This is a genomic window from Alishewanella maricola (assembly GCF_016343785.1).
GTDB classification, from domain to species: Bacteria; Pseudomonadota; Gammaproteobacteria; order Enterobacterales; family Alteromonadaceae; genus Alishewanella; species Alishewanella maricola.
The window spans coordinates 94,129-105,258 of sequence record NZ_JAEINI020000006.1; the positions used below are offsets into that span (position 1 = coordinate 94,129).

Annotated in this window: 11 protein-coding genes; 8 read left to right on the top strand and 3 right to left on the bottom strand. The window is 48.0% G+C overall.

Annotated features, from left to right (window positions below):
- Positions 1–48: 48 nt before the first annotated feature.
- Positions 49–960 carry a surface lipoprotein assembly modifier gene (locus tag JAO78_RS10840; RefSeq protein ID WP_226751371.1) on the top strand — a complete coding sequence of 304 codons (912 nt, stop codon included), beginning with the start codon at positions 49–51 and terminating at the stop codon, positions 958–960.
- Here the strand turns inward: JAO78_RS10840 and JAO78_RS10845 are convergent.
- A complete protein-coding gene (locus tag JAO78_RS10845; protein WP_226751372.1) occupies positions 940–2,325 on the bottom strand; it encodes a S8 family serine peptidase in 1,386 nt (461 codons plus the stop codon). The genes JAO78_RS10840 and JAO78_RS10845 overlap by 21 nt on opposite strands.
- Positions 2,326–2,451: 126 nt before the next feature.
- Between JAO78_RS10845 and JAO78_RS10850 the strand changes: the two genes are divergently transcribed.
- Genes JAO78_RS10850 through JAO78_RS10860 form a run of 3 tightly spaced genes read left to right on the top strand, consistent with a single transcriptional unit; the run spans position 2,452 to position 4,178 of the window.
- On the top strand, positions 2,452–2,940 hold the full coding sequence (locus tag JAO78_RS10850; RefSeq protein WP_226751373.1) for an RNA polymerase sigma factor: 489 nt from the start codon (positions 2,452–2,454) through the stop codon (positions 2,938–2,940).
- Positions 2,937–3,662, top strand: a complete 726-nt coding sequence (locus JAO78_RS10855) for an anti-sigma factor family protein (protein WP_226751374.1) — start codon at positions 2,937–2,939, stop codon at positions 3,660–3,662. The genes JAO78_RS10850 and JAO78_RS10855 overlap by 4 nt, the downstream gene beginning before the upstream one ends.
- 18 nt (positions 3,663–3,680) lie before the next feature.
- A complete protein-coding gene (locus tag JAO78_RS10860; protein ID WP_226751375.1) occupies positions 3,681–4,178 on the top strand; it encodes a CC0125/CC1285 family lipoprotein in 498 nt (165 codons plus the stop codon).
- Between the two features lie 105 nt (positions 4,179–4,283).
- Here the strand turns inward: JAO78_RS10860 and JAO78_RS10865 are convergent, their stop codons facing one another.
- Positions 4,284–5,441 carry a serine hydrolase domain-containing protein gene (locus JAO78_RS10865; RefSeq protein ID WP_226751376.1) on the bottom strand — a complete coding sequence of 386 codons (1,158 nt, stop codon included), beginning with the start codon at positions 5,439–5,441 and terminating at the stop codon, positions 4,284–4,286.
- A 140-nt stretch (positions 5,442–5,581) separates the two neighbouring features.
- On the opposite strand from JAO78_RS10865, the gene JAO78_RS10870 reads away from it, so the two are divergent.
- A complete protein-coding gene (locus tag JAO78_RS10870) occupies positions 5,582–7,666 on the top strand; it encodes a choice-of-anchor I family protein (protein ID WP_226751377.1) in 2,085 nt (694 codons plus the stop codon).
- Positions 7,667–7,828: 162 nt separating this feature from the next.
- Here the strand turns inward: JAO78_RS10870 and JAO78_RS10875 are convergent, their stop codons facing one another.
- The gene (locus JAO78_RS10875) at positions 7,829–8,152 is read right to left on the bottom strand and encodes a YajD family HNH nuclease (RefSeq protein ID WP_226751378.1); all 324 of its coding nucleotides are present in this window, start codon (positions 8,150–8,152) and stop codon (positions 7,829–7,831) included.
- A gap of 374 nt (positions 8,153–8,526) precedes the next feature.
- On the opposite strand from JAO78_RS10875, the gene acuR reads away from it, so the two are divergent.
- From acuR to JAO78_RS10890, 3 genes are all read left to right on the top strand, one after another.
- On the top strand, positions 8,527–9,153 hold the full coding sequence (gene acuR / locus JAO78_RS10880; protein WP_226751379.1) for an acrylate utilization transcriptional regulator AcuR: 627 nt from the start codon (positions 8,527–8,529) through the stop codon (positions 9,151–9,153).
- 35 nt (positions 9,154–9,188) lie between these two features.
- Positions 9,189–10,172 carry an acrylyl-CoA reductase (NADPH) gene (acuI, locus tag JAO78_RS10885; protein ID WP_226751380.1) on the top strand — a complete coding sequence of 328 codons (984 nt, stop codon included), beginning with the start codon at positions 9,189–9,191 and terminating at the stop codon, positions 10,170–10,172.
- Between the two features lie 450 nt (positions 10,173–10,622).
- Positions 10,623–11,114: a hypothetical protein gene (locus JAO78_RS10890; protein ID WP_226751381.1), complete on the top strand. Its 492-nt coding sequence runs from the start codon at positions 10,623–10,625 to the stop codon at positions 11,112–11,114.
- The last annotated feature ends 16 nt before the right edge of the window (positions 11,115–11,130 follow it).

Genomic DNA, 11,130 nt, shown 5'->3' on the forward strand with positions numbered 1-11,130 from the left:
GATGCGCCGACCACACCGTCGGCGCCTTTTTCTTGTAGGAGAATTACCATGTTATTCGTCACTCGTCTGGCTGTAACAACAGCTGCTGTAAGTTTGTTTTCGAGCGCACCCAGTTTTAGTGCCGACAACTGGGATATCTCAGGCAAGGCAAGCGCAGGGTTAGAGCAACAATCTAACGTTAATATTAGCCAACTGGAGCAAGCCTCTGGCCGTTCTGATGTGGCCACTTTACTTGCGGCAGATCTGAACGCGACTTGGCAAGTTAATCCAAAGTGGACACTGAGTAGTAGCTATTCTGTGCAAGATAAAAACTACCGCGAAGCGGACGATTTCAATACTAGGCTGCATTTAGCCAATATTGATGCCGGTTATCAACATGGCAACACCACCTACGGTACCAATTACTACTACGCCATGGCAGAGTTAGCTGGCGAACGTTTTTTAACGTTAAATCAAGGTAGTGTGTATGCCATGCATAGCGCATCTGACAGCTGGTTTGTGCGCCCTGCTATTACTGCGACCGAAAAAACCTTTGCTAACATTGGCGCTCGAGGTGCCAACAACCTTAGTATCAGTACCGATAGCTTCTGGTTTTTTGCCGAAGGGCAACACTTTGTCAGTTTAGGCTTGGTGTATGAAGATGAAGACACCCAAGATAACAGCTTTAGTTACCGTGCACCTGGGCTGCGCCTTAAAGTGTCCGGTCGTTTTGATTTATGGCATCTGACGCAACAACTGCAACTCGGTATGAAAATCTCCAAGCGTGATTACCAAAAGCTCGACACTGATACCGCGCCACGCCAAGATACGCACAGCCAACTAGAAGCCAAGTGGCAGCTGAATGTCACGCCAGTGTTTAGTGTGGTCACCGCTGTAGAGCACGGTGATTTTAGCTCAACGCTTGAAAGCGCAGATTATCGTGAAACCCGCAGCTCAGTGTCATTGCAAGTCAGCTTTTAATGGCGCGCTAATCACACCATAACCAAATTCCCTATCCTGTCCAGGCTCGCCTAAATCGCGGGCCTGTAGTCGTAAATGCTGCCGAATTTGTGTTGCAGACCAATGCGGATATTGCGCCCGCAAACAACCAACCGCCGCGCTAACCACCGGCGTTGCCATAGACGTGCCACTTTGCGGCGACACTTCGCCGCTAACCGCTAAGGTATTAACCTTCACGCCGTGCGCGGCAAATTCCACATAATCGCCTTGATTAGCCCAGCGATACAGCTGTAACTGCGCATCCACTGCGGTGACAGCTAACACCTCTTCATAAGCTGCAGGATACAAAGGCGCGGCAGCAGGCCCGCCATTGCCTGCTGCCGCAACTAAAATAATGTCTCGCTTGGCTAATTGCTGAATTGTCGCTGCTAACACCGGGTTGGCCGGACCGGTTAGACTCATATTAACCACCGTCACGTTTTGACTGACGAGCCAATTTAACGCACTTAAAATATGCGCTAAGGTAGCCGATTGTTGAAATTCATTGCTCGGATAAAAAGCACTGGCGCTATATAAATGTAAGTTGGCTAACAAAGGGGTGATTTGTGGATGTTTTGCCGCTAATACTCCCGCTACTGCAGTGCCGTGACCATAACTACGTGGAATGTCTTCCGGTAAAAAATGTTGCTGGCTAATGTGCAAACGCTCGGTTTCGGGAGTCAGCGCCGGAAGCGCCTCGGCAATGGCGGTGTCGATCATGCCAAGTGTGACCGGTAACTGGCACATATGAGTTTGCAGCGACGTAACAGTGGTGGTGGTCGTGGTGCTCGCTTGTTGCGGCTGATATAAATGGTTACGACCGGCCAGCTTAGTTAAAGTTTGCTGAAACTCACGGTCTAAAGCCGCAGCTGAATCCAGCTCCTCTGGCACTTTTAAGGTAATCATTAATAGCCCAATGGCGGCTAAGTCTTGTTGTTGCTGTGTGTACTCGCGCAACCTTGGCCAACGTTGCTGTAACTGTTGCCACTCAGTGTCCGAAACTAATAACAACCATTCCCGCTCTACAGCCCGAAAGCCTTGTTCAACCCTAACCTCTGTCCAGCGCACTTGGCCTTGTACATTAACGATTGGCAATACCTCAGGCAACACTGTTAACGGATCGGCTAAGTTAGCTTTTAATGCCAACGCCTCCGTTAACCGCTGTTGATCAAGCAACTGCTGTTGCTGCAATAACTTTTGCTGTGCCAGACTTTGCGTGGTACGTTCCAGCCGCTCGGTCACTTGCGGTAGTAATACCCCCGTCACTGGCTGCTCTGGTAGTAACTGACTGTGTGCGGCGCTGCTTAAACACAACAACACACTGCTATACAATATGGCTAATCGCATCTTTACCCCGATCATTAATACGTTTATTTACTTATAAAACGTCTGGTAGCAAAAAATATTCCCCGTATGCTGGAATAAAACGCTAGGCCCAACCGTTATCAAGGTAAATAGGAGATAAACCTTACCATGAAAGCCGAATTAACCTTACTTTTGCCGGCATTACGCCGCTTTGCCTACTCGCTAACCGGAAGTATGGCAGACGCCGATGACTTGGTACAAAACACCGTATTACGCTTGTTAAACGCGCCAGCACCAGAGGGTATCGTCTTAGCACAATGGACATTTAAAATTTGTCGCAATGTTTGGATAGACGAATATCGCGCGCAAAAAGTTCGGCAAAATGCCGTACATAATCCCGACTTGCAAGCTGAAAACAGCAGTGATGGCGAACAGGACCTGATCAATGACTTGCACTTAAAGGAAGTTGACCGCGCAATGAATACATTACCCGATGACCAACGCGAAGTGTTGTCATTAGTTGCCGTACAAGGCATGAGTTATGCCGAAGCCGCCGAAGTATTAGCGGTGCCCACCGGCACCATTATGAGCCGTTTGGCACGCGCACGCAGCGCCATGGTCGCCGCCTTTAAACCGCTAACTGGGAGCCCCGCATGAAGATTACTGATGAACAATTATCCGCATTTTTAGATGCGGCGCTGCCCGAGGCCGAGATGCAACAGGTGCGCGAACAATTAGCACTGAACGATGACCTGGTTGCCCGCTTGGCCGATTTAGCGATGGTTGACCCTATATTACAACAGCACTACAGCGAAATTGAACAGCGCCCTGTGCCAGCGGCCTTATTAGCGCTGTTAGCCGAAAACGACGCGCCAACCGCAGCCAATGATAGCAAGCCTAATAATGTTGTTAGCATGTCACGTTGGCGGCAAGTGGAACAGCACTGGCAGCGCTATGCCGCAGCCGTAGCTTGTGTGGCTTTATTTGGTGGCTATGGTATTTCACAACTTAATAACCCAGAGCCAGGCAGTATGCTGGCAATCCAACCGGCGGTGCAGCAGCACCTCAGCTGCTCGGCCAGCGGGCAAACATATCAGATCGCAGAACAACAACTGACGCCGCAATTGAGCTTTGTTAATCAACATGGCGAATTTTGCCGACAGTATAGTCTGCAAAGTGTCAGCGAGCGCAGCGAAAATATTGCCTGTCAGCAACAAGGTCAATGGCAATTAAAAGCCTCGATTGCCAGCCTGCCGGTGATGGTGCAAACCGGTTATCAAACAGCAAGCGGCGGCTCGGCCCTGGATGCCATGCTTGATCAATTTATGGTCGGCCCAGCATTAACCTTAGCCGAAGAGCAGCAACGGCTGCAGCCATAACAAAACTAGGAGAATATTATGAAAGCGTTTTTACCTTATATCGTCATTATCGCTACCCTTAGTATGGCCGCCTGTAGCAGTGCACCCAGTTATCGGGCCGCTAAAGGCAATGGCTTTGGTTATGCAGAACAACAAATTAGCGATAACTATTATCGCGTGACCTTTAAAGCGCGCGGCGATGATCAAGCCGCAACCAAAGCCTATGCCTTACGTCGTGCTGCCGAATTAACGGCACAACAAGGCTATGACTGGTTTGTGTTAGTCGACAAAGAAACGTTGAAAGAACGTGAAACTGCAGCGAACAGCCAACTTGGCGTAACCTACCAGCGCGATATCGAACAAAAGTGTACGTTATTAGGTTGCCGTACCCGCACGGTTAATCGACCCAGTTATGAAGCCGGTGTTGGCGTTGGCGTGAGCACCAGCCGCGAGCATGTTGAGGTGGCTTTAGAAGTTCGCATGGGTAAAGGTGTTTCACCAGAAAACCAGCAAGTTTACCCCGCGAAAACGCTTTAACTACTAGGCTCAATCGCAAGCGGCTTAAACAAAACAGCGCGGCAAGCAAGCCGCAATTACTGCCCACGTAAGGTTAGCGCAACGTGGGCAGTTAAATAGGCGGTTTTATTTTTTTGGTAACGCCGCCAACACTTTAGCAATTAACTGGTTCAACTCATCGCCATTTCCAATCCAGCGTGCAACCAGCAGTACATCATGCTCTTGATCGAGGTAAATAACGTTACGCCCTGCGCCCTGAAAGGTTACTGCACTTTCTGGTGCAGCCGGTAACGCTTGCCGGCCGGGGTTGAGAAACCAATTAGCATAACCATAATCGGCTTTGGCACTGCCGCCCGTTCTGGCAGCACGAATGAAGTCTTGGCTAATTAATTGTTGGCCTTGCCAATTGCCGTCACGTAAAAATAAATAACCAAAACGCGCTAAATCCCAAGCATTGATAAACATACCGCCGCCCCAGTGCCCCCCACCAGAAACACTTTGAATTTTCTGGCCATCCAGTTCTATCCAGCTGTTGTCATAGCCATGCCAACGCCAGGTACTGCTGGCGCCAATCGGTTTCATAATTTGCTCATGTAACACGACGGGTAATGGCTTGCGCCAGACATAGGTGGTGGCCAGCGCCAGCACATTAATGCGCACATCATTGTATTTGTAACGGCTACCCGGCGTATAAAGTGGCCGATTGGGCCAGTCTTTTGCTTCGCCCTCAGGGCGATCAGCCCAATCGGGTTTACCCCATAAGGTGCCTTGCCAATCACTGGTTTGCCGCAGCAAATGATCCCAGCGAATTTGCTGATTGTGCTCACTGGCAAAGAGATCACTCGCTGAAGGTAAATAAGGGCCAACTAAATCCTGCACATTGTGGATCAAGCCCTGCTGCAAAGCCAAACCGGTTACCGTGGTTAAAAAGGTTTTACTAATACTGTGTGTCATATCGACACTTTGCGTATCACCCCAAGTCGCAATCACTTTACCTTGATAAATCACCATGCCATTGGCCGCGGCTCTTACCGACATTGGGCCAATAATCTGATCATAGGGTTCGCGTGCGCCAAAGGTGGTGGCTTGCACTAGGGCTTGATCTTTGGAGGCGGGATTTTCGCTGGCAATCGCATAATCCACCGCTTGTTGCAGTTTACTGGCGTTAACGCCCAAGCTTTGTGGGCTAACCTGCTGCCAAGTACCGGCTGGGGGGTAGTAAGTTTCAGCGCTAATCGCAACGCTGCTAAATAACATTAAGGCACTGATCAACGTTAACTTCATAGCGGGCTCATTTAAAATTGGTTTTAAAGCCCATGCTAACAGTAATGGCGCTACTGTCACAACTTGGTCATGTAAACAACACCCCGCTGTCATCTTTACTGCTTAAAGTGCTTTCATTTGCAAAAACCCTGGAGATGATAATGCGCTTTAACAAAACTCGACTGGCTCGGTTAATCTGTTTTTCTAGCATGGCGCTAATAATGGCCGGCTGTTCTGGTGACGATGGTGAAAATGGCAGCGATGGTGCTGCAGGTTCAGAGGGTGCAGCTGGCTTAAACACTGTTATTCGCACAACTCAAATTGGCTTAGATCGTGAATGTGACGTCGGTGAAGTAAAACTGGAAACAGGCTTAGACACCAATCGCAATAATCAACTCGACGATAATGAAGTCTCGCAAACGTCTTTATTGTGTAATGCCGCGGCGGCAGAAATTACACCAAATAGCATCAAGCTGGCATTTACTGGCCGATATGAAAGCGGTGTTTTTGGGCAAAGCGCAGCTGAAATTATAACATTTGACCCCGCAACACAACGCAGCTTTGTCGTTAACGCACAACTGGGTGAGCTGGATGTGTTAGCCGTAGACAATCCAATCGCTCCAATGAAAATAGGCAGCATTTCCGTGGCAGATATCGCTGCGGGTGCAAAAGTTAATAGCGTAGCAATATACAAAGGACTAATTGCAGTAGCCATTGAAGCTGCAAATAAAACAGATAACGGCTTTGTCGCCTTTTATCGCGCTGAAGATTTGAGCAAACTGGCTCAGGTACAAGTAGGTGCGCTACCTGATATGCTCACCTTTACCCCAAATGGTCAGTTTTTATTAGTTGCTAATGAAGGTGAGCCCAGTGACGATTATCAAGTTGATCCTGAAGGTTCAATCAGCATAATTAGTGTCAGTGATCTGAATAATATCACTCAAGCACAAGTACGCACGGCCGGATTTAACGCCTTCAACACAGCAAAAGCCGAACTCTTAACAACCGGTGTTCGGGTGTATGGCCCGAATGCTAGCGTGGCTCAAGATCTGGAACCTGAATATCTTGCCGTTGCGCCAGACAGTAAAACCGCATGGGCGATCTTACAAGAAAATAACGCCATCGCCGTTATCAATATCGACGACGCCACTGTTACCAATATATTACCACTAGGCTTTAAAGATCATGGTGCCAGTGGCCATGGCCTTGACCTGAGTGATACTGAAGACAGTATTAATATTGCGCAATGGCCCGGTATCACCGGTATGTACCAACCTGATGCGATGGCCGCTTATCAAGTGGGCAATACCACTTATCTCATCACGGCCAACGAGGGGGATGCCCGAGCTTGGGGCGAAAACAACGCCGCTTATTTTGGTACCGCCGGCAACACTCCTTGTAATGGCGATACCAACAAGGGGTTTATCGAAGAGTTCCGCGTTAAACATTTAGTGCATCGTAATGGTTTTGATCGACGCTGTGGCGATGACTTACCCGCCCATTTAGGTGAGTTAGCAGCCGGCGCCCTACTTAACCCCAGCGTTTTCGCTTACTGTGGCGCAGCGCTGGGCGAACCCGGCAACTGTCGCGAAGATGATCTGTTAGGCCGCGTAAACATGAGCTGGACCATGGGTTACCAAACTCATGCTGATGGCTCACCATTGCTTTACAAAGCCGATGGCACTTTACCTGCGTTGGGTGAAACAGGCGACAGATTGATGTATGACAAACTCTATACCTACGGGGCGCGCTCCTTTGCCATCTGGGATACCACAGATATGTCATTAAAATATGATTCTGGCGACTTTTTAGAACAGCTGCTAGCCAGTGACGATTGTAGGCTGGGTAGTAACCGCGACATACCTTGCAAAGACTGGTTTAACAGCAACCATGAAGAAGGTGATGCCTTTGACAATCGCAGCGATAATAAAGGACCCGAGCCAGAAGGCTTAGCTGTCGGCAAAATTGGTAATAAGCATTATGCTTTTATAGGCTTAGAGCGGATGGGCGGTATAGTGGTATTTGATATCAGTAATCCTGCAGCGCCGATTTTTCAAGATTACTTCAATAGCCGTGATTTTTGGGATGAAGCTGATCCGTCACTCAATTTAAGCAACAGCGGCGACTTGGGTCCTGAAGGTTTATTTTTTGTACCCGCAAAACATTCACCTAGCGGCCAACCCATGCTGCTTGTTGGCAATGAAGTCAGTGGCACCACTAGCGTATATCATATCCAGTTACAGTAAACATTGCGCTTGACGTTATCGCCTAACACCTGCTGCGAAACCACGCAGGTGTTAGGCCTTAGCACAACGCCTAAACTACCATTTGCCAATAACGTAACTGAGCAGTAACAGGTTTGCCGCTACGGACAGCCAAAACCAGGCCAGAAAAGAGAGTAACCGTCCTTATTTAGGTTTATTCAGCAGCGCTTTTAAATCAGCAAAAGGATTATGCGTTGCCGCTGCGACCTTTTGCTCGGTGGTACCGCCATACAACACATATTCGTGGAATTTATTGTGCTCGTTATCGTGGCAATAAATACACAACAGCTCCCAATTGCTGCCATCTGCAGGGTTATTGCTGTGATTATGATCAATATGATGCACCGTTAATTCTCTCAAGTTTGAGTGCACAAATTCACGGGCACAACGGCCACAAACCCAGGGATACATTTTTAACGCTTTATCGCGATAACCTTGCTCTTGTTGCTGATAGGCACTTTTGCTCATGACTGTCCTAGTATTTTTGGGTTGGCATGGCAGATAACCGCCACTGCGAGGCAAACCATTTCGATGAAGGGTTATCTTACCAGCCTGTTTGATTGATGCAATTCATCAGCGCTGCGTCACCGCAAAAAATGCAGCTTATTGCAACGGCTCTCTCTATTGCAGCAACACCATTGAGTGGGCGTAACCGCAGGGGTTAATACCTGAGCTTAAATGACTTAGCGGCTGCCACCCATTTTTAAACCATTGTGGTCCTTACCGCGTCTTTTAGACTAAACATTCTCAACACCTAGACCAAAGTCGACAGCCCTGTCGCTTGCAAAATGGCAGCAGTTGGCCTAAATTAGACCAAACAGTCTAATTAATTAAAGTGAGCTATGGATAACCAAAAGCGCCAACGCGGCCGACCGAAGAAAAACCAAGATGCCGATCCGAATACCAAGGCCGTGCTGCTGCGCGCAGGCTTAGTATGGTTGACCTCGTCAGGATTTAACCAAAGCAGTTTGGATACTATATTAAGCTCGGTGCAGGTCCCCAAAGGTTCGTTTTATCATTACTTCGAAAACAAAGAAGCTTATGGGTTAGAAGTATTAGCTCACTATCGCCAGTACTTTGAAGCGAAATTAAGCAAACATCTTAACGACACCCGTTATCCCCCTTTGCAACGGCTTAGCCATTTTATGAGCGATGCCAGTAACGGTATGGCCAAGTATCAATTTAGTCGGGGCTGCCTGATCGGTAATTTAGAACTGGAACTACCGCAATTACCCAACACCTTTCGCCACGCTATTGTGGCGACCTATAGCAGCTGGCAAGCATTGGTCGCGAATTGCTTAAAACAAGCACAAGCCCAAGCTGAGATCACGGCAGATAAAGACCCAGCAGCTTTAGCAGAAGTATTTTGGATCGGTTGGGAAGGTGCGGTCGCGCGAGCGCGCTTGTTGCAATCCGCACAACCGTTACAACAATTTGGTCAGTTCTTTTTGAAACAACTTACCCATTAATTTTAATTACACCCCACTGTAAAACGGAGAATCGTATGTTTAAGGCCATTTTAATTAATAAAGATGAGCAAGGTTATCGCGCTGAGTTAACAACCGTAGACGAGCAACAACTGCCTGCCGGTGATGTCACCGTAAAAGTGTTAACCAGTACCCTCAATTATAAAGACGGCTTGGCCATTACCGGCAAAGCGCCGGTTGTGCGCGCATTCCCCATGGTGCCCGGCATCGATTTGGTTGGCGAAGTCTTGCAATCTGATTCTAGCCGTTTTCAAGTCGGTGATAAGGTGCTGCTCAACGGCTTTGGGGTGGGCGAAGGTCATTGGGGTGGCTTAGCTGAAAAAGCCCGTTTAAAAAGTGATTGGCTGATCCCGCTTCCTAAAGGCATCAGCCCAGCGCAAGCGATGGGTGTAGGTACGGCAGGCTATACCGCGATACTTTGTGTGCTCGCGCTGCAAAAACATGGCGTTACCCCTGAGCAAGGTGAAATTTTAGTGACGGGTGCCAATGGCGGTGTCGGTAGTTATGCCGTGCGCTTACTCAGCAAGCTGGGTTTTAACGTGGTGGCGGCCACCGGGCGGCCTGAAGAAAGTGACTATCTGAAAAAACTCGGTGCAACCGACATTTTAGCCCGTGAACAATTAAGTGCGCCGGGCAAACCGCTGCAAAAAGAACGTTGGGCAGGAGTTGTCGATTGCGTCGGTAGCCATACCCTCGCCAACGCCTGTGCTAGCACCCGTTATGGTGGTGCCGTTGCTGCTTGCGGCTTGGCACAAGGCATGGATTTCCCCTCTTCCGTGGCGCCCTTTATCCTGCGCGGTGTCGTGTTATACGGCATTGATAGCGTAATGCGCCCATTAGCAGATCGAATTGAAGCCTGGCAACGGTTAAGTGAATTGTTAACCGCTGAAGATTTTGACACGATAAGCCATGTCATTTCGCTAGAGCAAGTGGTCAGCACCGCTAACGACTTGCTACAAGGTAAGGTACGCGGCCGAGTTATTGTGAAAGTCGCTGAGTAATGCTTTGAGTTAGGTTGATAAACTGCCCGCTTTAGCGGGCATTTTTATTTAGCAGTGGCAAAATAAACGGCCTTTATTACTTAATTGAAACGATAAAAATTAACACCTTACTCACTTTCGCTATAAATAATAAAAAATGACTTCCCCCCCGAAAATAATGCTAAAAAGTAAACACAATGAAAATTCATAGTATCTCCAAGAGATAATAAAAGGATGTAAAGATACAAAAACTACACTATTATCGACATTGGTAACATGAATTTAATTGTTATGTGTATCTTGCAAGAGCGAGATCCCGCTATGCCAAAAGCATCGATGCTTAACAAATTCAAACCGCAAAGGACGCTTTCTAAGTTCAATGTTATTGACACCAAGAACCTATGCCACTGCGAATTTTAAAATAACTAGACTGCTTTTTTCATGATTTAGCTATTAAGGATAATCAACAACATGAAAACCTTGCCCATAACACTCTTCGGTATTTATTGCAGTTTGCTGAGTAACGTTAGTCTGGCAACTGATGCCTGGAGAGAGGCAATACCCGCCGACTTTCCTACTGTTGAGCGCTTATTTAGTAACGGTAAATGTGAATTTACCTTTCCTGCAGTCTACCTTTTTGACACCCGCACAGCACATTGGCTCAGTGCTGAAGAAGCTAAAACGGCATTTCCTCATCTTAAAACGCTGTTTGAGTCACAGCAGTGTGAAATGCCCTATTCGGCACAGCAATTAGCAGAATTACTCAACCTTAATTGGCCAGCAGAGCCCGGCTTAACCGTGCTGTTTTTTGAGCCGCCTACCGGCATGTTAGAGGTGCTTTTCCAACCGGGTTCAAGCAGCAGAAAACACTATGACGAAAAACAGGCCTTAGTTGCACAGTTAAACACATTACCGCGCTATCGGATCTTAACACCCATGACCGGCTTTAAAAGCTCGTTTTAACCAACCAAAGGAGCAG

Coding starts and splice junctions, on each gene's coding strand:
- JAO78_RS10890 (WP_226751381.1), top strand. CDS start 10,623: ATGAAAACCTTGCCCATAACACTCTTCGGTATTTATTGCAGTTTGCTG.
- JAO78_RS10860 (WP_226751375.1), top strand. CDS start 3,681: ATGAAAGCGTTTTTACCTTATATCGTCATTATCGCTACCCTTAGTATG.
- JAO78_RS10865 (WP_226751376.1), bottom strand. CDS start 5,441: ATGAAGTTAACGTTGATCAGTGCCTTAATGTTATTTAGCAGCGTTGCG.
- acuR (WP_226751379.1), top strand. CDS start 8,527: ATGGATAACCAAAAGCGCCAACGCGGCCGACCGAAGAAAAACCAAGAT.
- JAO78_RS10845 (WP_226751372.1), bottom strand. CDS start 2,325: ATGCGATTAGCCATATTGTATAGCAGTGTGTTGTTGTGTTTAAGCAGC.
- acuI (WP_226751380.1), top strand. CDS start 9,189: ATGTTTAAGGCCATTTTAATTAATAAAGATGAGCAAGGTTATCGCGCT.
- JAO78_RS10870 (WP_226751377.1), top strand. CDS start 5,582: ATGCGCTTTAACAAAACTCGACTGGCTCGGTTAATCTGTTTTTCTAGC.
- JAO78_RS10875 (WP_226751378.1), bottom strand. CDS start 8,152: ATGAGCAAAAGTGCCTATCAGCAACAAGAGCAAGGTTATCGCGATAAA.
- JAO78_RS10855 (WP_226751374.1), top strand. CDS start 2,937: ATGAAGATTACTGATGAACAATTATCCGCATTTTTAGATGCGGCGCTG.
- JAO78_RS10840 (WP_226751371.1), top strand. CDS start 49: ATGTTATTCGTCACTCGTCTGGCTGTAACAACAGCTGCTGTAAGTTTG.
- JAO78_RS10850 (WP_226751373.1), top strand. CDS start 2,452: ATGAAAGCCGAATTAACCTTACTTTTGCCGGCATTACGCCGCTTTGCC.